Here is a 22,040-nt window from a genome sequence, read left to right on the forward strand (position 1 = left end):
CCCGTTCGGTAACATAGCCGCTTGGCAACCTCTTGTCGGAGTCAGCCATGAGCCAAGCCAGTGCCAAAACGCAGGTAAAAAGCAGCAAACTGGAGGCTGACATTCAGGGACGGTAGCTTTGCTGGTGATGTCCACGGCCTACTCCCTTACGACGTCTTTATTCAGTGGTGATGAATGCGATAAAAGAGGAAGTCAAGCAAATATGCTCAGCTTCAGTGGGTGGCATATAAACCATTTATTTTAAATATAATTTCATGGTCTGTATTATGGCGAAGCATAGCTGTATTAAAAACGGCATCAACTTATTATTACCGCCACCAACCTAATCACCAACTCAGTTAAATAAGAAAAGGAAGTTGAAATGGCAATAAATATTGTTGAATGTACTGACTGGAATGACTTTAAAAATAAAATAATTTCAGACCTTTACGTCGAGGGAAGATTTAAAAAAGGAAAATACCTCTTTAGAGGTCAAGGTGGAGAGGATTGGTCATTAAGTTCCTCATTTGATCGTTGGTATCATGGAGAGCTAAAAAATAAAGTTGCGACAGCAAAAGAATTGTTAAATCAGTTCAAAATGGAATGTGAGCTTGAAGACTTACCTGAGAATGTCAGAGATAATGACATAATGATGATGAGTTTAGGTCAGCATCATCACCTGCCAACTCGTTTGCTAGATTGGAGCGAAAGTCCTTATGTGTCAGCATTTTTCGCATTTAGCTTGCATGTCAGGGCAACGGAGGAATCCAGTAAGAAAGTTGCTATCTGGGTTTTAAATACAGAAGACCCTATCTGGAATCCAGAATTCGGCTGTGAAATTGTTAATGTACCGTCATTTGGTAATGAGCGAATTAAAAATCAACACGGTAAGTTTACATACCTTAAAACACTTGAGTCCTCTATTGAAGAGTATGTTGAACATTCCCCTAATGAAGGTACTTTAATAAAGTATGTGTTGCCAGCACGTGATGCTGTAAAAGCATTATCGGATCTAGACTCCATGGGCATTAATTTCGCTAGGATTTATCCCGGAATATATGGAAATGCAATGTCAGCTCAAATTAGAGTACTGGTGAAATTGTAATTCAAACAATTAGATCAATTTGGAAAAAACTCGCTGCACGGTTTTTGCCATTTAGCTTAGCCTTAATCAGCAAGCCATAGGTATAGGAGCTTTAAAGTGACACAAAAAAATATACAGAACTGTCAGCCATGTTGATGGGTGGGCAGGTCTGCCTCAGTATGAAATTCGTGGCAATCAAATTTATCGAACTGTTTCTCACGCAGATGGCTGGAAGGGGCTGCCCCAATACGAAATTCGCGGCAATCAAATTTATCGAACTGTTTCACATGTAGATGGATGGGAAGGTTTGCCGCAGTATGAAATCAGGGGTAACCAAATATACCGGACAGTTTCTCATGCGGACGGCTGGGAAGGCTTGCCACAGTACGAAATAAAGTAATGTTTCACAAGGCAAGGCATGGCGACGTCTTTATCGTTGCGGCTTCGCCTTCACTACAACGCCGAGCATGCTGGCGGCTTTATGTGATTGCTCTGATGGCTCTGTCAGCTCGTAGGTTCGAATAGCATAGTGTATTCGGATAATCGTAAATAACCCCGCTACAACATAAACAAGGCTCGGAAGATCCCCATGCCGGGGTTATATCGGCAGCCGTAAGCCCATAAGCGCCTGTTGTGGTCAACTTAACGACCGACGGGCGCTTGTTATAGGCTCTTCCGATACAATTACAGATAGTTCCCCTGCCGCAGGGCGGTCAGCAACTCTTCAACCAGTGTATCCAACGGCTTACCGGCATTCAGCAGATGGATTTCCGGCTGCTCCGGCGCCTCATAGGCGGAATCGATACCGGTAAAATTCGTAATTTCCCCTGCCCGCGCTTTTTTATAGAGCCCCTTGGGGTCGCGCTCTTCACAGATGGCGAGCGGCGCATCGACAAAGACTTCGACAAACTCCCCTTCGCCCAAGAGACTGCGCACCAGCGCCCGCTCGGCACGGAACGGCGAGATAAAGGCGGTGAGCACGATAAGGCCCGCATCCACCATCAGTTTCGCCACCTCGCCGACCCGGCGGATATTCTCCTGCCGCGCAGCATCATCGAAACCGAGATCGCCACAGAGGCCGTGGCGTACATTGTCCCCATCCAGCAGATAGGTGTGCTTGCCTTGTGCCGCCAGCGCCTGTTCCAGCGCCCCCGCCAGGGTCGATTTGCCCGCCCCGGAGAGCCCGGTAAACCAGATCACCAGCGGCTTTTGCCCTTTCAATTCGGCCCGGCTCTGTTTGTCCACGGCATGCTTGTGCCACACGATATTGCTCATCCCACACTCCTTGATTGGCGCTCACGCCTCAAAACTTAAACTGTCCGGTGCCACGGGGAGCCGCCTCGGACTATCCGCCGACAACGTGCTGATGCCATGGTATTGCTCACCCAACACTCCTTGATTGGCGCTCACGCCTTAAAACGGAAACAGCAGGGGCACCATCACAATCACCCCGAGGCTATAGGCCAGCGAGACCGGCAGGGCCAGCTTGAGGTAGTCCGGCATCTTGTAGTTGCCCGCGGCATAGACCATCAGGTTGGTCTGGTAGCCGTAGGGCAGGATAAAGCTGGAGCTCGCCCCGAACAGCACCGCCAGAATAAACGGCATGGTCGAGACATCCATGCTGAGCGCCAGCTGGTAACCCATGGGGAAGGCCAGCGCGGCGGCGGCGTTGTTGCTCATCAGCTCGGTCAGCACCAACGTAAACACATAGATACCGATAAAGGCGATGATGGGGCTGGCACCGTTGAACTCCCCCATCAGCCAGTCGGCGATAAGCTTGGCCAGCCCGCTCTTTTCCAGCTGATCGGCGATGGCGAGCGCCCCGCCCACCACCAGCCAGATATCCAGCGGAAAGCGGCGGCGGATCTCGTCCAGGGTCAGAATGCGGGTGAGCAGCAGCGCCACCAGCATCAGCAGCAAGCCCTTGAACAGCGGCACCAGATCGAATACCGAGAGCGCCAACACCCCGAGAAAACCCAGCACCACGGCGGCGCTGCGCTTGCCATCGAGGCGGGTGGAGGCTTCCAGCCCGCTCACCACCACAAACTCCCGCCCCAGCGACTTGTTGCGGGCAAACTGGGGGCCAGGGGCCAGCAGCAGGGTATCACCGGCGTGCAGCTCAATCTGGCCGAGGCCACCGGTGAGCTGGGTTTCGCCGCGGCGCACCGCCAGCACCACCGCATCGAAGTGGGTACGAAATTCGGCATCCTTGATGGTCTGACCCACCAGCCGCGAGCTGTGGCTGACGATCACCTCCACCAGATGCTGGCCGTTGAGGCGGTGCTGGCCGTAGAGATCCAGCCCCTTCATCTCCTGCAGTACACCGACGCTCTCCACATCGCCGCAAAACAGCAGCACGTCCCCTTCGTGCAGTTCGTGTTCCGGCTGCACCGGGCAGATCACCTGCTCGCCGCGAATGATTTCCGCCAGATAGAGGCTTTTCAGGCTGCGCAGGCCGTTCTCCTTGACGCTGCGCCCCGCCAGCGGTGAACCGGCGCCCACCTTGGCTTCGAGAAAATAGCCGGATTCGCGGCTCATCTCGGTATCCTGCTCCGGCAGGTGACGGGCAAACAGCAGCACGGCCACCAGACCGGTCAGCAAGGTGCCCGCCCCCACCATAAAGAAGTCGAACATGCCGAGCGGCGGCGCCCCCATCTTGATGAGGAAGCTGTTGACGATCAGGTTGGTGGAGGTGCCGATCAGGGTCAGCACCCCGCCGAAGGTGGCCGCGAAGCACATGGGCAGCAGCAGCCGCGACGGCGCATGGTTGGGGTTGCGTTTGACCGCTCCCAGCATGGAGGCCACCACGGCGGTGTTGTTGACGAAGGCAGACAGGAAGGCGGTGGAGAACCACACCTTCACCAACACCTTGTTGAATGAACCCGTGCCCACCAGATTGGCGAACCAGCTCATGATGCGGGTCTTCTCCACCGCCAGCGACACCAGCAGCAACAGCACCAGCGTCAGCAGGGCACTGTTGGTGTAGCCCGCCACCACGGCATTGATATCCGCCAGTCCGCTCAGGTAGGTGATGAGCACGGCGCCCGAGAAGAGCAGCGCCGGGCGGAGTTTGCCCTGGATCAGCAGGGCCACGAGAGCAGCCAGCAGACCCAGCACCAGGAATTGTTGCCAGGTCATGGGCTTACTCCTTGCTTGTGTCGTTACCGATGGCAAGGGCTTGCCAGTGCGGGAAGTGCTTGCGCACCAGCGCGTTGAGCTCGATTTCGAACTCGCTGTAGTGCCCTTTTACCGCTTTGGCGGCCAAGCCTTCCACTATCATGCCGGCGCCGACGGTGACGTTGGTCAGCCGGTCGATCAGGATAAAGCTGCCGGTATCGCGGATCTCCTGATACGGGTCGAACGCCACCGGGTCGGTGAGGCTCAGCTCGCACAGGCCGATCTCGTTGAGCTTGAGTTCGCTGGCGGGCAGCTCGTCCAGCTTGTTGATCTCGATTCGGTGGCGGATGGCCTCCACCTGACCGCGACTCTTCTTGGTGGCCAGTTTGACGTCGTAGACCCGACCCGGTTGCAGGGACTCCTCCCCCATCCAGACGATATGGGCCAGCACATTCTGGGTCACTTGCGGCCGCTTGGCGGCATCCACCAGCAGGTCGCCGCGGCTGATGTCGATCTCGTCGGCGAAGGTGACTGTGATGGCCTGACCCGGCAGGGCGTACTCCAGATCCCCGTCGAAGGTGACGATGCGGGTCACGGTACTCTCTTTGCCCGACGGCAGCACCGCCAGCTTGTCGCCCACCCGCAGAATGCCGGAGGCGAGCGTCCCCGCGAAGCCGCGAAAATCGAGATTGGGGCGGTTCACATACTGCACCGGCAGGCGCACCGGATGGCGCTCCAGCTCGCGCTCAACCTCGGCAGACTCCAGCAGGGAGAGCAGGGTTTCGCCTTCGTACCAGGCCAGCTTGTCGCTCTGGTTGACCACGTTGTCACCGTCCAGTGCCGAGACCGGCACGATATGGATGGTGTCGACGCTGAGTTTTTTGGCGAACTCGCGGTAGTCGGCGCTGATGCGCTCGAACACCTCCTGACTGAACTCCACCAGATCCATCTTGTTGACCGCCACCACGAACTGCTTGATGCCGAGCAGGCTCGCAATAAAGCTGTGGCGGCGGGTCTGATCCAGCACCCCTTTGCGAGCGTCGATCAGAATGATGGCCAGATCGCAGGTGGAGGCGCCGGTCGCCATGTTGCGGGTGTACTGCTCGTGGCCCGGGGTATCCGAGATGATAAATTTGCGCTTGGCGGTGGAGAAATAGCGGTAGGCCACGTCGATGGTGATGCCCTGCTCGCGCTCCGCTTGCAGGCCGTCTACCAGCAGTGCCAGGTCCAGCTTCTCGCCGGTGGTGCCGAGCTTCTGGCTGTCGGACTCCAGCGCTTTGAGCTGATCTTCATAAATCTGCTGGGAGTCGTGCAGCAGGCGACCGATAAGGGTGCTCTTGCCGTCATCCACGCTGCCGCAGGTGAGAAAACGCAGCAGACTCTTGTGCTGCTGGGCGTGCAGATAGGCTTCGATGCCCTGTTCGGTGATGGCGGTCTGAATATGGCTGTTCATGCTGACGACTCCTTAGAAATATCCCTGACGCTTCTTCTGCTCCATGGAGCCGGCCTGATCGTGGTCAATCAGCCGCCCTTGCCGCTCGCTCGAAGTGGTGAGCAGCATCTCTTCAATAATTTCCGGCAAGGTGGTGGCATCGGATTCGATGGCCCCGGTGAGCGGATAGCAGCCGAGGGTACGGAAGCGCACCAGCTCCTGCTTCACCTCATCCTCGGCGGTCAGCGGCATGCGCTCGTCATCCACCATGATCTTGATGCCGTTGCGCTCCACCACCGGACGGTAAGCGGCGAAGTAGAGCGGCACTATGTCGATCTTTTCCAGATAGATGTATTGCCAGATATCCAGCTCGGTCCAGTTGGAGAGCGGGAACACCCGGATGCTCTCCCCCTTGTTGACCTGGCTGTTGTAGACCCGCCACAGCTCCGGGCGCTGGTTCTTCGGATCCCAGCGGTGAGACTTGTCACGGAAGGAGTAAACACGCTCCTTGGCGCGGGACTTCTCCTCGTCGCGACGGGCACCACCGAAGGCGGCATCGAAGCCGTATTTGTTGAGCGCCTGCTTGAGCCCCTCGGTCTTCATGATGTCGGTGTGCTTGCCGCTGCCGTGCACGAAGGGGTTGATGCCCATTGCGAGCCCTTCCGGGTTCTTGTGGACGATCAGATCCAGCCCGTACTTTTTGGCGGTCTCGTCGCGGAACTTGATCATCTCCTTGAACTTCCAGTCGGTGTCGACGTGGAGCAAGGGGAAGGGGATCTTGCCCGGATAGAAGGCCTTGCGGGCCAGATGCAGCATGACGGAGGAGTCCTTGCCGATGGAGTACATCATCACCGGGTTTTCAAATTCGGCAGCCACCTCGCGGATGATATGGATGCTCTCGGCTTCCAGCTGCTGCAAGTGCGTCAATCTTTCACGGTCCATGTTGGTCCTCGGGTCATTGCTTATGCGCCTGCTCGGGGCGCTGGGTGGTTCAGTGCGCGGCCGCACCAGCAGCCGCATCAAATATCTCTTTCCGGGTCAGGCCAGCTGCACCAGCTTGAGGTCGCAGCCATCGAGGTCCGGGTTAGCGCGCTGCTGCTCGCCGCCCAGCTCTCCAAACCAGGCGAGCCGATCGCGCAGGGCGACCACTTCGCCGATGACGATAAGCGAAGGGCTCACCGCCTGTTTGGCCAGCTCGGCCAGATCAGCCAAGGTGCCGGTCAGCACCCGCTGGCGGGATGTGGTGCCGCGCTCGATGATGGCGATGGGGGTGGCTTGGCTTCGGCCGTGATCCACCAGCTGCTGCTGGATATGCTCGGAGCGCATCAGCCCCATGTAGATCACCAGGGTCTGACTGGTGGCGGCCAACTGCTGCCAGTCAGGCTCCTTGCCCTCTTTCTGGCCATTTTGCTTGCAATGACCAGTGATAAAGACGGCGCTCTGGGCGTAATCACGGTGAGTGAGCGGAATGCCGGCATAGGCGGTGGCACCGGCAGCGGCCGTGATGCCGGGCACCACCGAGAAGGGGATACCTTCGTCGGCCAGCACTTCCAGCTCCTCGCCGCCCCGGCCAAACATAAAGGGATCGCCCCCTTTCAGCCGCACTACCCGATTACCCGCCTTGGCGTATTCCACCAGCAGGCGATTGGTCTCCTCCTGCGGCACGCTGTGGGCGCCCGCCTTCTTGCCGACCGACACCAGAGTGGCGTCGCGGCGCACCAGATCGAGGATCTCGGCGGAGACCAGCTGGTCGTAGAGCACCACTTCAGCCTGTTGAATCTGTTGCAGCGCCTTGAGGGTCAACAGGCCCGGATCACCGGGGCCCGCACCGACCAAGACCACCTCGCCCACTTCGCTTTTCGCCTGGTCGAGGCCATCACTCAGCCACTGCTCGGCCCCTTGCCAATCCTCTTTTTCAATCAGGCTGGCGAGGGTGTTGGAGGCAAAGGCGCGCTCCCAGAAGCGGCGACGATCGGAAATCGAGGAGAGCACCCGCTTGGCCTTGTCACGGACCCGGCCGGAGAGCTCGGTCAGCCCGCCAAGATGGCGCGGCAGCAGGCTCTCCAGCCGCTCGCGCAGCAGGCGCACCAGCACCGGCGCCTTGCCACCGCTGGAGACCGCCACCATCAGCGGCGAACGATCGATGATCGAGGGAAAGATAAAGCTGGAGCGTTTGGGGTCATCCACCACGTTGACGAACAGACCCAGCTGATTGGCACTTTGATAAACCAGTGCGTTGACTTCGAGGTTGTCGGTCGCCGCCACCACCAAAATCTGACCAGCCAGATGGGCCGGGGTGAAGCGCTCCGCCAGATGGGTGAAACGACCGGTGAATTCCGCAAATTCCGGTTCAAGCTCCGGGGAGACCAGGGTCAGCCGGGCACCGGCTGCCAGCAGCAGGCGCGCCTTGCGCAGGGCAACCTCGCCCCCACCCACCAGCAGTACCGGGCGGCCTTCCAACTTGGCAAACATAGGTAAATAATCCATTTCGGCCCATCCCTCGGAACACGACTAATATGGGGCGACTATAGGCAGGGCAGCTTATCCCTCAAAATAATAAAAAATGCTTTTTAATGCGTTTTGGTAATTAGCAAAGCCAATTCATGACAAAGGCGTACAAAGTCACTTGTGGTACCTGACGCCAGACCATAGGCTAGGGACTGTGTTTCATAAGGAGCTAAATGATGAATGAATCATTGATTGTGCTAGGGATTTTCGTGTTCCTGGTGCTCGCCACCCTGAGCGCGGGCATCAAGATAGTGCCCCAGGGCTACAACTGGACGGTGGAGCGCTTCGGCCGCTACACCCGCACCCTGACCCCGGGTCTTAACCTGTTGATCCCCTACGTGGATCGGGTCGGCCACAAGATCATCATGATGGAGCAGGTGCTGGATATCCCGGCACAAGAGGTGATCTCCCGCGATAACGCCAACGTCACCATCGACGCCATCAGCTTTGTGCAGGTGGTGGATGCCCGCAAAGCGGGTTACGAGGTCAACGATCTCACCAGCGCCATCCGCAATCTCACCATGACCAATATGCGGACTGTGCTCGGCGCCATGGAGCTGGACGAGATGCTCTCCCAGCGCGACACCATCAACGAGAAACTGCTGCGCACCATGGATGCCGCCACCGCCCCCTGGGGCATCAAGGTGACCCGCATCGAGATTAAAGATGTGCGCCCGCCGCTGGCACTGGTCGAAGCGATGAACGCCCAGATGAAGGCCGAGCGCCAGAAACGGGCCGAGGTGCTGGAGGCCGAAGGGGTGCGCCAGTCCAAGATCCTGAAAGCGGAAGGCGAGAAGCAGTCCCAGATCCTCAAAGCCGAAGGTGAGCGTCAGGCCGCCTTCCTCGCCGCCGAAGCGCGGGAGCGGGCTGCCGAGGCGGAAGCCAAGGCGACCCATATGGTTTCCCAAGCAATTGCGGAAGGAGACCTGCAGGCCATCAACTACTTCGTGGCCCAGAAATATACCGAGGCACTGGCCCGCATCGGTGAAGGCCCCAACAGCAAGATCATCATGATGCCGCTGGAAGCGGGCAGCCTGATTGGCTCGGTGGCTGGCATGGCCGAGCTGTTCAACAAAGATGGCAAGGGCAGCAAGTCATGACAGCCCTGTTAGAGGGGCTGACCCACTGGCACTGGCTAGGGCTCGGCTTCATTCTGCTGGCCATCGAGGTACTCGGCTCGGTGGGCTTTTTGCTATGGACCGGCATCGCCGCACTGGAAGTGGGCCTGCTGCTGCTGATCTGGCCCTTTGGCTGGCAGGCGCAGCTGCTGCTGTTTGCGGTGCAATCCCTGCTCACCACCTGGGCCTGGTGGCGCTGGCAACACCAGCGTGACAACTCGGGTCAGGATGCCGCCAGCACCATCAACGAGCGGATGCAGAGCTATATGGGCCGCGAGCTGACCCTGCTGGATGATGTCGCCCAGGGCACCAGCCGGGTACATCTGGACGACACGGTCTGGACGGTGCGCTGCGACGAGTCGCTGCCTGCAGGCAGCAAGGTCAGGGTGGTGGGGGCCGACTCCCACATCCTGCTGGTTGAACCCCGCAACTGACGCAACTCTGCCATCGAGCCATAAAAAAGCCCGCGATAGCTCGCGGGCTTTTGTCTCTCTGGCTGCCACTCAGGTACGCAGCCGATCGAGCTGACTGGCCAGCGCCGTGGCCGCTTGCTCCAGCGCTTCGCTCAGTTGATGGCTGGAGCTGGCCTCCTGCCCGATCACGTTGGCGGTATCACCGATCCGCATCAGGTTCTGGTTGATGGTATCGCTCACCGCACTCTGCTGCTCGGCGGCGGTGGCTACCTGACTGATGTGGTCGTGGATCTGCTGGATCTGGGCCACCACCCGATTGAGCGCCTCAAACGCCTGCTCGGTACCCTGCACCGTGGTAGTGGAGCGCTCGATGCCGGTATTCATCAGACGCTGGCTGCTGCTCACTTCGGTCTGCAGGCTGCCAATAAGCTGGCCGATCTCGTCGGTCGATTCACGGGTCTTGGTCGCCAGCGCCCGCACCTCGTCCGCCACCACTGCAAAGCCGCGGCCCATGTCCCCTGCCCGCGCCGCTTCGATGGCGGCGTTGAGGGCCAGCAAGTTGGTCTGCTCGGCAATGGCGCGGATCACATCGAGGATCCTGCTGATATTGGTGCTGCGCTGGGCCACCAGCGCCACCGCTTTATCCGCCTCATGCATATCGCCGACCAGAGTATGGATCTCGTTGCGGGCATTGCTGAGGGTCTGCTGGGCGGTATTGATATGGTGGGTCGCCGCTTCCGACTCCTGCGCCGCCTGCTCGGCATAACCTGCCACGCTGACTGCCGTGGTGCTCATCTGGTGCATGGCGCTCACCACGCTCTCCAGCTCCAGATTCTGCTCATCCAGACTGTTGCGCATGGTGTCGGCGGTATGTTTCATCTCCCGCGCCTGCTGGTAGACCTGCTGACCGATCCCCTTGCTCATTTGCACCATGCCCCGCAGCTTGCCGAGGAAGGCATTGAGCTGGGAACCCAGATCGATCAGCTCCTGATGGGTGTCGATCTCCATCTGCTGGGTCAGGTCCCCCTCGTTGCTGGAGAGATGGCCCACATGGCGGCTGATAAGAGAAAGTGGCGCTGTGATGGTCTGGATAAACCAGACCAGCAGCCCCAGCACCAACAGGGTAATCCCGCCCATCGCGATGATCTGCTGCCGCTGGGCATCCACCAGCAGGGTGCCCAGTTCATTGCTGATGGCATGCGCCTTGCCGAGCGCCAGCGCCTTGGGCACCTTGATCATCAACCACCACTGGGTATTGGCTGCCTCAACCCGGATGGGCTGATGAAGAATGAAGTCACTGTCGCTGCTGACCGGCTGACCGTCAGGCAGGGTCAGGCCCACCTCCTTGAGTGGACGGCCCAGCTTGTCGGCATAGCGGTTGCTGCCCACAATCAGCCCCATCTTGCTGACCAGGGTCACATCCGCCTTGTTGTCATAGAGGCTCTTGCCAAGGTTTTCAGCCAGTTGCTGGAAGATGGGCAGGTTCATATCCACCCCGGCCAGCCCGACAAACTTGCCGTCACGCAGCACGGGCACCGTCAGACTGGTCATCAGCATCTTGTTGCCCGGGCTGATTTCGTAGAGGTAGGGCTCCATCAGGCAGGGCTGGCGGGTATCGCGACCACAGAGATACCACTCGCTGTTGCGAATGCCAAACTCGTTGAGGGAGGTATCAAACTTGGCCTCGCTGGCAGCGGCGTCCACCGCTTGCTGAGCGACTGCCCCTCCCTGATCCTTGGTGAAATAGACCTCCAGACTCCCCTTGCCTGCCACCGAGTGGCTGGCTCCGCCCAGCCAGTTGCCATCCTCACCATCATAGCCATCCGGTTCAAACTGGGCGTAGATGGAGCTGATCCCGCTCGCTTGCTGCAGGCTGCTGCCGAGCAGAGACTCCACTTGGGGCCGCGACAACCGCAGTTCCGGCTTGGCCATCCCGGCTTCAATCTGGGCAGTCACGGTCAGGGGGATCTGATAGGAGTTCTGCATCAGCGAGGCAATCTGGATGGCATAGCGCTCCGCCTGATACTGCAGGCTGCGGGAGACCTCCTCTTCCAGTGCATCGCTGGTCTGGGTCATCACCATATTGCGAAGGGAGCTGAAAGAAGCCGATTGCAACAGGGTCATGGCCAGCCCGGTCAGCAGAAACAGCCCCATGGTAAGGCACAACAGCTTGAACTTGAGGGAACGTTGCTTCATGCGACAACTCCTTATGGCAGAATAACAACGAATTACTTGAGTATATTCGCCCACTTGCGCTTCACCCGATTTGTTGATGGGTTTGTGGCAGGCTTCTGGTTATAATTTTTGCCTTCCCGAGCGTTGATGGAACAGTCGCAATGAGCAATGCACTGAGCAGTGTCCCGCCGGTAGTCGCAATGGACTACCCCTTTCCGGCCAAACCTCTTCCCCTGAGTGCCGAGCAGAGAACGACCTTGACCACAGAAATCAAGGCGCTGCTCAAGGAACGCAAGGCGGTACTGGTTGCCCACTACTACACGGATCCCGAGATCCAGGCGCTGGCCGAAGCCACCGGCGGTTTCGTCGGTGACTCGCTGGAGATGGCCCGCTTTGGCCGCGATCACGAGGCGCAAACCCTGATCGTCGCCGGGGTGCGCTTTATGGGGGAAACCTCCAAGATCCTGAGCCCCCACAAGCGGGTGCTGATGCCGACTCTGGAGGCCGAATGCTCCCTCGATCTGGGTTGTCCCATCGAGCAGTTCTCCGCCTTCTGCGATGCCAATCCCGACCATACCGTGGTGGTCTATGCCAATACCTCGGCCGCCGTCAAAGCACGGGCCGACTGGGTGGTGACCTCCAGCATCGCGCTGGAGATCGTCGAGCACCTCGACAGTCTGGGTCACAAGATCATCTGGGGCCCGGATCGCCATCTGGGTGCCTATATCGAGAAGAAGACCGGGGCGCAGATGCTGCGCTGGCAGGGCCACTGCATCGTCCACGACGAGTTCAAGGCCCGCGCTCTGCGCGAGCTGAGAGAGCAGAATCCTGACGCCGCCGTGCTGGTTCATCCGGAATCCCCCGCCTCGGTGATCGAGCTGGCCGATGCGGTGGGCTCCACCAGCCAGCTGATCAAGGCGGCCAAGGAGCTGCCCCAGCAGAAGCTGATCGTGGCGACCGATCGGGGCATCTTCTACAAGATGCAGCAGGCTTGTCCGGAGAAAGAGATGGTGGAAGCTCCGACCGGTGGCGATGGCGCCACCTGCCGCAGCTGCGCCCACTGCCCCTGGATGGCGATGAACGGTCTGGTGGCGATCAAGGAGGCCCTCACCGACGGTGCCGAGCGCCACGAGATCCATGTCGACGAAGATCTGCGGGTCAAAGCCTTGATCCCCCTCGATCGCATGCTCAATTTCGCCGCCGAACTCAAGCTCAAGACTCAGGGCAACGCCTGATTGTCGCCGTCACGAGATGCAAAGAGGGCTCCCGTGGGAGCCCTCTTTATTTATCTGAACCTCATCCTGCTCAGATGATTACGGTGGAGAAGCTGTGCTCTTCATCCGGCGCGACGGTCACCCCAGCGTCGCCGGCGATGGCCGCTTCGACGCAGAGCATGGTGCGATAGCCATCGTCGCTCATGTCGGCCATGGCGGTGGCCCCTTCCAGCCAAGGGGTCCAGACCACCACGCTGTCGTGGTTGCCGCTCACTACCCGCGTCTCGCGCTCACCATCCTGCACCCTCACCAGCGCCTCTGGCTGCCAGTAGACCCGATCCAGCGGCCCGTTCAGGGTCAATGCACCCTGCTGCTTGGCATCCTGTCCGGTCAGCTTGTCGGCATAGGGCTCGCCCAGTCCGGTGACGCTTACCGCCTCTGGTGCGCTGATCTGCAAATAGGTATGCAGCGCACCGCTATAGGTCAACGGCTGAGCACCTGTGTTGCGAGTGGTCAGCACCAGCGAAAGCTCTTTGCCCACCAGCACGTCCAGTTCCAGCTCGAAGGGGTGATCCCACAGGGCACGGGTCGCATCGCTGTCGTGCAGGGAGAGATGAACAAGCGTGCCATCGGTGTGATCGGAGACCCCGTCCAGCATCCAGAGGGTGGTACGGGCAAAACCGTGGGAGGGCTTGCCGCTACCGACGCGGGCGGGCGCCGGGCCAAACCAGGGCCAGCAGATCGGGATACCACCACGAACAGGCTTGCTGCCATCCAGCACCGCTTTGTCACTCAGCCAGATGGAGGCCGGCTCGCCATGACGCTGATAGCTCAGCACATGTGCGCCAAACAGGCTGATCTCGGCCTTGGCATAGTCGTTATTAATGGTGAGAACCGGCAGACCGGCGGCATTGTTGGCAAGCTTGCAATTGGCTGTCAGGGGACGAATGGATTGCATGTGGACTCCTGTCATCAGGGGAAACCGAAAAACAAAAAGGCGGCCAATGGCCGCCTTTTTCAAGCTACGCGATTGCGCATCCCAAATTACTTGGAGATGTGAGCGATCAGGTCCAGAACTTTGCTGGAGTAGCCCATTTCGTTGTCGTACCAGGATACAACTTTAACGAATTTGTCGTTCAGCTGGATACCAGCCTTGGCGTCGAATACGGAGGTCTGACGCTCACCCAGGAAGTCGGTAGATACAACTTCGTCTTCGGTGTAGCCCAGAACGCCTTTCATAGCGCCTTCGGAAGCAGCTTTCATCGCTTCGCAGATTTCTGCGTAGGTGGCAGCTTTCTTCAGGTTAACGGTCAGGTCAACAACAGACACGTCCGGAGTCGGAACACGGAAAGCCATACCGGTCAGCAGGCCTTTCAGTTCCGGGATAACTACGCCAACAGCTTTGGCTGCACCGGTAGAGGACGGGATGATGTTCTGAGCCGCACCGCGGCCACCGCGCCAGTCTTTGGCAGACGGACCATCAACGGTCTTCTGGGTAGCAGTGGTAGCGTGAACGGTGGTCATCAGGCCAGACTCGATACCGAAGGTATCGTTCAGAACCTTGGCGATCGGTGCCAGGCAGTTGGTGGTGCAGGAAGCGTTGGAAACGATGTCCTGGCCAGCGTAGGTAGAGTCGTTAACACCCATTACGAACATTGGGGTAGCGTCTTTGGACGGGCCAGTCAGAACAACTTTCTTGGCACCAGCAGCGATGTGCTTACGAGCAGTCTCGTCGGTCAGGAACAGACCGGTAGCTTCAGCAACAACGTCAACACCGATTTCGCCCCACTTCAGGTTGGCCGGGTCACGCTCAGCGGTAACACGTACGGTTTTGCCGTTTACAACCAGGTTGCCGTCTTTAACTTCAACGGTACCGTTGAAACGACCGTGAGTTGAATCGTACTTCAGCATGTAAGCCATGTAGTCAACATCGATCAGGTCGTTGATACCAACAACTTCGATGTCTGCACGCTCGCAAGCCAGACGGAATACGAAACGACCGATACGGCCAAAACCGTTAATACCTACTTTGATAGTCATATTTAGTTACCTAACTGTTCAGTAGTCAAAGAAAATTCCGCTTGTAAATTTACTAGAACTCTCCGGTGAGTCAACCAACATTCTGTCTGAAATTGCGCTATATCATGAAAAACTGTGAAATTAATTTTCTGTTTATGTAACTGATTACCACGTTTTGACGAAAAAAGTGCCAGATCGTGGCATCGCGCAGATATCAACAATAGTGCCTACTCGGTCACACAACCATTCACAGAGATATGTAAAAATGTGCGCGGTTTAGCATGGCCAAAGAGCCACTGTTCAAGTACCACCCCATAAAAATCAAACAAAATAGTATAGATAGAATCCACAGCGGGAATTCTCAAACTATGACCACCCTGATTGAACAGCTGGCTGCCGCAAAAGGTATCGCCAGCGAGTATGTCGATGCTTGGGGCCACCCGGCCCAGGTATCCGAAGAGAGCAAGGCCGCCATGCTGGGCGCCATGGGCTACCGCGTCGATGACGAGGAAGCACTGGTGCAGCAGCTGGAAGAGGAGCATCGCCAGCACTGGCTGCGGGCGCTGGATCCTGTGATGGTGGTTCGCACCGGCGACGCCGTCACGCTCGAAGTCCGTCTCCCCATCGAATTCGTCAACGATGCCCTCACCTGGCAGCTCCAGCAGGAGCAGGGTGCTGTGCTGTCCGGTCAATTCACTCCCATCGAGGGCGAGCTGGTTGGCGTGGCCGAATTTGAAGAGATGGAGTGCCAGGCCTATCGCGTCACGCTGGATATGGCCCCGGAGCTGGGTTATCACCAGCTGGTGCTGCTGGAAGAGGGCAATGACGAGCCGCTGGCCACCATGCGCCTCATCGTCGCCCCCAAGGCCTGCTACAAGCAGGCGCCAATTGCCAATGGCCGCAAGGTATGGGGCCCGAGCGTGCAGCTCTACTGCCTGCGCAGCCGCCACAACTGGGGTATCGGTGATTTCAGCGATCTGGGCCAGCTGGTCGAAAAAGCCGCCGCCTGGGGTGCCCACTTCGTCGGCCTCAACCCTATCCACGCCCTCTATCCGGCCAATCCGGAGAGCGCCAGTCCATACAGCCCCTCTTCCCGTCGCTGGCTCAACGTGGCCTATATCAATGTGGAAGCGGTGCCCGAATTCCGGCAGAGCGATCGCCTGAAAGCGGAAGTGGCGAGCCCTGCCTTCCAGCAACATCTGGCCGATCTGCGTGCCAAAGAGAATGTCGATTACACCGGCGTGCTCCAGACCAAACTCGGCATGCTGCGTCAGGTGTTCAATGAAGCCACCCTGAGCGCCGAGCGTCAGGCCGCCTTTGATGCCTTCGTGGCCGCCGGTGGCGACAGCCTGCAACAGCAGGCAGCATTCGATGCCCTGCAGGCCCACTTCTATGCCAAAGGCGAAAATGCCTGGGGCTGGCCGGTATGGCCGCAGGAGCTGCGCGATTACCACAACCCTGCCGTTGCCGCCTGGATGGCCGCGCACCCGCAAGATGTCAACTTCTACCTCTATCTGCAGTTCCTGGCCGACGAGCAGCTGGCGCAAGCCGATGCCCGTGCCAAGGCTGCCGGCATGGTGATGGGGATCTACCGGGATCTGGCAGTGGGCGTCTCCGAAGGCTCCACCGAGATCTGGGCCAATCAGGATCTCTACTGCCCGAAAGCCTCGGTCGGTGCGCCGCCCGATATTCTCGGCCCGCTTGGTCAGAACTGGGGCCTGCCCCCGATGAACCCGAACAAGCTGTTTGAAGCGGCCTATCAGCCGATGGTGGACTTGTTCCGTGCCAACATGCGCTCCTGTGGCGCACTGCGTATCGACCACGTGATGGCCTTGCTGCGCCTGTGGTGGGTACCGCCCGGAGCGTCCGCAGCCAAGGGCGCCTACATCTACTATCCGGTCAACGACCTGCTGGGCATTCTGGCCCTCGAATCCCACCGCAATCAGTGCCTGCTGATCGGCGAGGATCTGGGCACCGTGCCGGAGGGGATCGACGTGACTCTGAAAGAGAACGGCGTCCACTCCTACAAGGTGTTCTTTTTCGAGCGCTCCAAGGAAGATGGCGGCTTTATCTCCCCGGCACACTACACCGAGCAGGCGATGTCGGCCCTGACCACCCACGACATGCCGACCCTCAAGGGCTTCTGGCATTGCGACGATCTGGCGCTCGGCCGTCAACTGGGTCTGTATCCGGATGAAGATGTATTGAAGACTCTGTATGCTGATCGTCACCAGGCCAAACAGCGGATCCTCGACAGCCTGCATGCCCACAAGGTCATCTCTGACAACATCAGTCATGACGTGAACTGGGTCGGCATGAACACCGAACTCAACCACGGTCTGCAGATCCACATGTCCCGCGGCAGCTGCGCCCTGTTCAGTACCCAGCTGGAAGATTGGCTGGAGATGGACAAGCCGGTCAACGTACCGGGCACCAGTTACGAATACCCCAACTGGCGCCGCAAGCTTTCCGCTGATCTGGAAGATATTTTTGCCAATGAGGCACTCAAGGCACTGGCTGGCAAGATGAGCCAAGCCCGTGATGAGGCCAGTCGTTGAGACGCTGTCTCCCACAGCGCTCTCACCTAAATCCACTCCGGCTTCGGCCGGAGTGGATGCTCTGTCATGAAAGGAAATCTCGATGCTCGTTGAACGTTTGGTTGCTGCCCGCTGTTCCGATCCCTTCTCTCACTTAGGCCTGCAGGCCAATCCGGATGGGCCCGGCCTCAAACTGACCGCCTGGTTGCCTGATGCCCTCGAAGTCCGCGTCAAGGATCTCAAGTCGGGCAAAGTCGTTGCCACCCTGGCGCCCACCGATGAATCGGGTCTTTTTGAAACTGTTTTCACCCGCCGCAAAAACTCCTTCCCCTATCAGCTGATCGCCAGCTACCAAGATGCCACCACCGAGGTCATCGACCCCTATCAGTTTCAGGATGCCGCTTGGGCAGGCCTGGCCGAACTGACCGCCCAGCCGGAAAACCTCTATCACACCCTTGGCGCCCAGCTGCGCACCGTGGAGCACCTTGGCCAACAGGTGGAAGGGGTGCGTTTTGCGGTCTATGCGCCGAGCGCCACCGCCGTGAGCCTCATCGGCGATTTCAACTTCTGGGATGGCCGCCGCCACCCGATGCAGCGCAGCCTGTGCGGTCACTGGGTGCTGTTTGTGCCGGGCCTCAAAGTCGGGGATCGCTACAAGTTCGAGCTCAAGGACCCCATGGGCAACCGGCTGCCCCACAAGAGCGATCCGGTCGGCTTTTACTGCGAGCAGTATCCGTCGTTCGCCTCCGTGGTCTATGACCACGCCCAGTATCAGTGGCAGGATGCCGAGTGGATTGCCAGCCAGCACAACGACAAGCGTGAGCAACCGCTCTCCATCTATGAGCTGCACGTCGGCTCCTGGAAGCGCCACCCCAACGGCGACAGCCTGAGCTGGCGCGAGCTGGCGGTGGAGCTGGTCGCCTACGTCAAGGAGATGGAGTACACCCACATCGAGCTGCTGCCGGTCTCCGAGCACCCCTTCAGCGGCTCCTGGGGCTACCAGCCGGTGGGCATGTTCTCCCCCACCAGCCGCTACGGCACCGCAGATGATTTCAAATACTTCGTCGACCAGTGCCACCAGGCCGGGATCGGCATCATTCTGGACTGGGTGCCCGCCCACTTCCCGTCCGATGCCCACGGCCTGGCCCGCTTCGATGGCACCCCGCTCTACGAATATGAAGATCCGCGCCGTGGCTGGCACCCGGACTGGAACTCCTACATCTACGACTTCGGCCGCGACACAGTGCGCCAGTTCCTGGTGGCGAGCGCCCTGTTCTGGCTCGACAAGTTCCATATCGACGGCCTGCGGGTGGATGCGGTCGCCTCCATGCTCTATCTGGATTACTCCCGCAACGCCGGTGAGTGGGTACCGAACGTCGATGGCGGCAACCACAACTACGAGGCGATCAGCCTGCTCAAGTGGACCAACGAGGAGGTCTACGGCAAGTATCCCCACGCCATGACCATAGCCGAAGAGTCCACCGCCTTTGCCGGTGTCTCCCGCCCCACCTTCCTCGGCGGCCTCGGCTTTGGCTTCAAGTGGAATATGGGCTGGATGCACGACACCCTCACCTATATGCAGAAAGAACCGATCCACCGTCGCTACCACCACAACGACATGACCTTCTCCATGGTTTACCACTATGACGAGAACTTCATCCTGTCGCTCTCCCACGACGAGGTGGTGCACGGCAAACACTCCATGCTCTACAAGATGCCGGGCGACGAGTGGCAGCAGGCTGCCAACCTGCGCGCCTACATGGGCTTCATGTACGCCCACCCGGGCAAGAAGCTCAATTTCATGGGCACCGAAATCGCTCAGAGCAACGAGTGGAACCACGACGCCCAGCTGCCATGGCATCTGCTGCAATATCCCAAGCATGCCGGTCAGCAGCGGCTGATCCACGATCTCAATCACCTCTACCGTCATGAGCCTGCCTTGTATCAGGCCGATTATGAGCAGACCGGCTTCCGCTGGCTGGATCACAACGATGCCGACAACAGCATCTTTGCCTGGCTGCGGGCGGACAAAGAGGGCAAGCAGGCTATTGTGGTGGCTTGCAACTTCACCCCGGTGCCCCGTCTCGAATATCGGATCGGCGTCCCTGCGGCGGGCCACTATCGGGTGGTGCTCAACACCGACAGCGAGTATTACTGGGGCAGTAACTATGATGTAGGTCTGGTGTTCGCTGCCGAGCCGACCCCCTGGCAGGGGATGGCACACAGCATAGTGCTGGATCTGCCGCCGCTGGCGACCTTGTTTATCAAACAGGAGTCTTGATGCTTGTAATGGAAAAAGGGGTGGGCCACCCGCTGGGGGCCCGCCTTGACGAGAACGGTTGCCACTTCTGCGTCTGGGCCCCCCAGTCGGACAAGGTGGAAATCTGCCTGTACGACGAGCAGGAGCAGGAGCTGATGCGGCTGGAGTTGCCCGGCCGCCGTGGCCAGTATCGCTTTGGCTACGTGCGCGGTGTAAAGGCCGGTCAGCGCTACGGCTATCGGGTCTATGGCACCCCGCAGGAGGGGATGCTGTTCGATCCGCAAAAACTGCTGATTGACCCCTACGCCAGGGCGCTCAGTCGTCCCACCTACTGGGATGAAGCCCTCTATCAGGGTGACAGCGCCGGTATGATTGCCAAGTCGGTGGTAGTGGATGACAGCTTTGACTGGCAAGGGGTTGGCAAACCCGGGATCAGCCCGGCCCGCACCATTATCTACGAGACCCACGTCAAGGGCTTTACCAAGCAGCACCCGGGGATCCCCAAAGCGCTGCAGGGCACCTACCTTGGCATCAGTCATCCGCTGGTTATCGAGCATATGAAGAGCCTCGGCATCACCTCGGTGCAGCTGATGCCGGTGGCCGCCTTCATGTCGGAACCGCGACTGGAGCAGCTGGGACTGACCAACTACTGGGGCTACAACCCCATCGCCTTCTTCGCCCCGGAGCCGCGCTACAGCACCCGAGCCGACGAGGCGGTGACCGAGTTCAAGACCATGGTGCGCGAGCTGCACCGGGCCGGGCTCGAGGTGATCCTGGATGTGGTCTACAACCACACTGCCGCCTCTGGCTTCGATGGCCCTACCCTCTCGTTCAAGGGCTTTGACAACGCCGGTTACTACGCCTTCGAAGCGGGCCCCCACGGCCCGGACTACACCCGTCACGCCAACGTGACCGGTTGTGGCAACAGCGTCAATCTGGATCACCCCAACACCCTGCGGCTGGTGCTCGATGCTCTGCGTTACTGGGTCACCGAGATGCAGGTGGATGGCTTCCGTTTCGATCTGGCGGTGACGCTGGCGCGGGAAGCGGGGGAGTTCGAGCCCATGGGCGCCTTCTTCAAGGCCGTGATGGCCGACCCAGTGCTGTCACAGGTCAAGCTCATCGCCGAACCCTGGGACATCGGCCCCTTCGGCTACCGGCTGGGTCAATTCCCGAGCCAGTGGCAGGAGATCAACGACCGCTACCGCGACACGGTGCGCGCCTTCTGGCGCGGTGATGCGGGCAAGATGGGGGACTTTGCCACCCGCTTGGTAGGCTCGCGGGATATTTTCCCGAAGAACTGGCGCTCCCCCCACACCAGCGTCAACTACCTCTGCTATCACGACGGTTTCACCCTGGAGGATCTGGTCTCCTACAACCAGCGCCACAATCAGGCCAACGGTGAAGACAATCGCGATGGCCACGGCAACAACCTCTCCTATAACCACGGGGTAGAGGGGCCGACCCTGGATCCGCGGGTCAACAGCCTGCGCCAGCAGCAGAAGCGCAATCTGATTGCCACCCTGCTGCTCTCCCAAGGTACTCCCCACTTCCTCGCCGGGGACGAGATGGGACGCAGCCAGCTTGGTAACAACAACGCCTACTGTCAGGACAACCAGATCAGCTGGGTCAACTGGCAGTGGCGACCGGAGGATGAGCGGCTGTTCGCCTTCACCCAGCAGATGATGGCGCTGCGGGCGGAGTCCTGCGTCTTCTCCAACCTGCAACTAAGCGACGACAGCTGGAATGGCACCCCGTCCAGCTGCCATCAGGTCAACTGGTATCACCCGGACGGCCACCAGCTCACCGATCAGGATTGGCACGCCCCCATGGGGCAGGCGTTCGCCATGGATATCGGCATGATCAACTGTGTCGGCGAGCGCTGGTACGTGCTGTTCAATGCCAGCGATTACGACATCCAGTTCCGCCTGCCGCCTCCGGGAGAAGGGCTGGAGTGGATCCAGACCATCGACACTGCCACCAACGATGGGCTGCCCTTTCTGCCCGATGACATCAAACGGCAGGTGGCAGTCGGCCGGGCCCACTCCCTCAAACTGCTGGAGCGGGTGGCGCTGGCCAGCACGGCGGAGGATGCCCAACCACCGCAGCAGGAAATTCTCCCTGCATCCGGTGAGGAGATGGTTGCCACCTCGATCACAGATACAGGCAAAGCATAAGAGGCAT

Annotated in this window: 15 protein-coding genes; 7 read left to right on the forward strand and 8 right to left on the reverse strand. The window is 59.2% G+C overall.

Going from position 1 to position 22,040, the window contains the following annotated elements:
* Nucleotides 1-361: 361 nt before the first annotated feature.
* On the forward strand, nucleotides 362-1,084 hold the full coding sequence (locus BN1139_RS04260) for an FRG domain-containing protein (RefSeq protein ID WP_005354699.1): 723 nt from the start codon (nucleotides 362-364) through the stop codon (nucleotides 1,082-1,084).
* Nucleotides 1,085-1,747: 663 nt separating this feature from the next.
* Here BN1139_RS04260 and cysC read toward each other — a convergent pair.
* From cysC to cysG, 5 genes are all read right to left on the reverse strand, one after another.
* A complete protein-coding gene (gene cysC, locus BN1139_RS04265; RefSeq protein ID WP_005354700.1) occupies nucleotides 1,748-2,338 on the reverse strand; it encodes an adenylyl-sulfate kinase in 591 nt (196 codons plus the stop codon).
* A gap of 138 nt (nucleotides 2,339-2,476) precedes the next feature.
* A complete protein-coding gene (locus tag BN1139_RS04270) occupies nucleotides 2,477-4,201 on the reverse strand; it encodes an SLC13 family permease (protein WP_005354701.1) in 1,725 nt (574 codons plus the stop codon).
* Nucleotides 4,202-4,205: 4 nt separating this feature from the next.
* A complete protein-coding gene (cysN, locus tag BN1139_RS04275) occupies nucleotides 4,206-5,633 on the reverse strand; it encodes a sulfate adenylyltransferase subunit CysN (RefSeq protein ID WP_005354710.1) in 1,428 nt (475 codons plus the stop codon).
* A 12-nt stretch (nucleotides 5,634-5,645) separates the two neighbouring features.
* Complete coding sequence (cysD, locus tag BN1139_RS04280; protein WP_332306667.1) at nucleotides 5,646-6,578, reverse strand: sulfate adenylyltransferase subunit CysD; 933 nt, start codon at nucleotides 6,576-6,578, stop codon at nucleotides 5,646-5,648.
* A gap of 72 nt (nucleotides 6,579-6,650) precedes the next feature.
* Entirely contained in the window at nucleotides 6,651-8,099 is a 1,449-nt protein-coding gene (gene cysG / locus BN1139_RS04285) for a siroheme synthase CysG (RefSeq protein ID WP_013723474.1), read from the reverse strand.
* A 197-nt stretch (nucleotides 8,100-8,296) separates the two neighbouring features.
* Between cysG and BN1139_RS04290 the strand changes: the two genes are divergently transcribed.
* Both BN1139_RS04290 and BN1139_RS04295 read left to right on the forward strand, forming a co-directional pair.
* Nucleotides 8,297-9,220: an SPFH domain-containing protein gene (locus BN1139_RS04290; RefSeq protein WP_005335703.1), complete on the forward strand. Its 924-nt coding sequence runs from the start codon at nucleotides 8,297-8,299 to the stop codon at nucleotides 9,218-9,220.
* A complete protein-coding gene (locus BN1139_RS04295; protein WP_005354718.1) occupies nucleotides 9,217-9,672 on the forward strand; it encodes an NfeD family protein in 456 nt (151 codons plus the stop codon). The genes BN1139_RS04290 and BN1139_RS04295 overlap by 4 nt, the downstream gene beginning before the upstream one ends.
* Before the next feature lie 69 nt (nucleotides 9,673-9,741).
* On the opposite strand, the gene BN1139_RS04300 is transcribed toward BN1139_RS04295, so the two are convergent.
* On the reverse strand, nucleotides 9,742-11,847 hold the full coding sequence (locus BN1139_RS04300) for a methyl-accepting chemotaxis protein (RefSeq protein ID WP_005354720.1): 2,106 nt from the start codon (nucleotides 11,845-11,847) through the stop codon (nucleotides 9,742-9,744).
* A gap of 140 nt (nucleotides 11,848-11,987) precedes the next feature.
* Here BN1139_RS04300 and nadA point away from each other — a divergent pair, with 140 nt between their 5' ends.
* The gene (nadA, locus tag BN1139_RS04305) at nucleotides 11,988-13,061 is read left to right on the forward strand and encodes a quinolinate synthase NadA (protein ID WP_005354725.1); all 1,074 of its coding nucleotides are present in this window, start codon (nucleotides 11,988-11,990) and stop codon (nucleotides 13,059-13,061) included.
* A gap of 70 nt (nucleotides 13,062-13,131) precedes the next feature.
* Here the strand turns inward: nadA and BN1139_RS04310 are convergent, their stop codons facing one another.
* Both BN1139_RS04310 and gap read right to left on the reverse strand, forming a co-directional pair.
* The gene (locus BN1139_RS04310; protein WP_005354726.1) at nucleotides 13,132-13,998 is read right to left on the reverse strand and encodes a D-hexose-6-phosphate mutarotase; all 867 of its coding nucleotides are present in this window, start codon (nucleotides 13,996-13,998) and stop codon (nucleotides 13,132-13,134) included.
* Nucleotides 13,999-14,084: 86 nt separating this feature from the next.
* Nucleotides 14,085-15,080, reverse strand: a complete 996-nt coding sequence (gene gap / locus BN1139_RS04315) for a type I glyceraldehyde-3-phosphate dehydrogenase (protein WP_005335708.1) — start codon at nucleotides 15,078-15,080, stop codon at nucleotides 14,085-14,087.
* 347 nt (nucleotides 15,081-15,427) lie between these two features.
* Here gap and malQ point away from each other — a divergent pair, with 347 nt between their 5' ends.
* From malQ to glgX, 3 genes are all read left to right on the forward strand, one after another.
* Nucleotides 15,428-17,617, forward strand: a complete 2,190-nt coding sequence (malQ, locus tag BN1139_RS04320; protein WP_005354727.1) for a 4-alpha-glucanotransferase — start codon at nucleotides 15,428-15,430, stop codon at nucleotides 17,615-17,617.
* An 82-nt stretch (nucleotides 17,618-17,699) separates the two neighbouring features.
* Nucleotides 17,700-19,877 carry a 1,4-alpha-glucan branching protein GlgB gene (gene glgB / locus BN1139_RS04325; RefSeq protein WP_005354728.1) on the forward strand — a complete coding sequence of 726 codons (2,178 nt, stop codon included), beginning with the start codon at nucleotides 17,700-17,702 and terminating at the stop codon, nucleotides 19,875-19,877.
* Nucleotides 19,877-22,033, forward strand: a complete 2,157-nt coding sequence (glgX, locus tag BN1139_RS04330) for a glycogen debranching protein GlgX (protein WP_005354729.1) — start codon at nucleotides 19,877-19,879, stop codon at nucleotides 22,031-22,033. Before glgB ends, glgX begins: the two co-directional genes overlap by 1 nt.
* Nucleotides 22,034-22,040: the final 7 nt, after the last annotated feature.

The sequence above is a fragment of the Aeromonas veronii bv. veronii genome (assembly GCF_000820225.1).
GTDB classification, from domain to species: domain Bacteria; phylum Pseudomonadota; class Gammaproteobacteria; order Enterobacterales; family Aeromonadaceae; genus Aeromonas; species Aeromonas veronii.

Bases quoted from the DNA above. Each gene is read 5' to 3' on its own strand.
- BN1139_RS04260 (WP_005354699.1), top strand. From the start codon at position 362: ATGGCAATAAATATTGTTGAATGTACTGACTGGAATGACTTTAAAAAT.
- cysC (WP_005354700.1), bottom strand. From the start codon at position 2,338: ATGAGCAATATCGTGTGGCACAAGCATGCCGTGGACAAACAGAGCCGG.
- BN1139_RS04270 (WP_005354701.1), bottom strand. From the start codon at position 4,201: ATGACCTGGCAACAATTCCTGGTGCTGGGTCTGCTGGCTGCTCTCGTG.
- cysN (WP_005354710.1), bottom strand. From the start codon at position 5,633: ATGAACAGCCATATTCAGACCGCCATCACCGAACAGGGCATCGAAGCC.
- cysG (WP_013723474.1), bottom strand. From the start codon at position 8,099: ATGGATTATTTACCTATGTTTGCCAAGTTGGAAGGCCGCCCGGTACTG.
- BN1139_RS04290 (WP_005335703.1), top strand. From the start codon at position 8,297: ATGAATGAATCATTGATTGTGCTAGGGATTTTCGTGTTCCTGGTGCTC.
- BN1139_RS04295 (WP_005354718.1), top strand. From the start codon at position 9,217: ATGACAGCCCTGTTAGAGGGGCTGACCCACTGGCACTGGCTAGGGCTC.
- BN1139_RS04300 (WP_005354720.1), bottom strand. From the start codon at position 11,847: ATGAAGCAACGTTCCCTCAAGTTCAAGCTGTTGTGCCTTACCATGGGG.
- nadA (WP_005354725.1), top strand. From the start codon at position 11,988: ATGAGCAATGCACTGAGCAGTGTCCCGCCGGTAGTCGCAATGGACTAC.
- BN1139_RS04310 (WP_005354726.1), bottom strand. From the start codon at position 13,998: ATGCAATCCATTCGTCCCCTGACAGCCAATTGCAAGCTTGCCAACAAT.
- gap (WP_005335708.1), bottom strand. From the start codon at position 15,080: ATGACTATCAAAGTAGGTATTAACGGTTTTGGCCGTATCGGTCGTTTC.
- malQ (WP_005354727.1), top strand. From the start codon at position 15,428: ATGACCACCCTGATTGAACAGCTGGCTGCCGCAAAAGGTATCGCCAGC.
- glgB (WP_005354728.1), top strand. From the start codon at position 17,700: ATGCTCGTTGAACGTTTGGTTGCTGCCCGCTGTTCCGATCCCTTCTCT.
- glgX (WP_005354729.1), top strand. From the start codon at position 19,877: ATGCTTGTAATGGAAAAAGGGGTGGGCCACCCGCTGGGGGCCCGCCTT.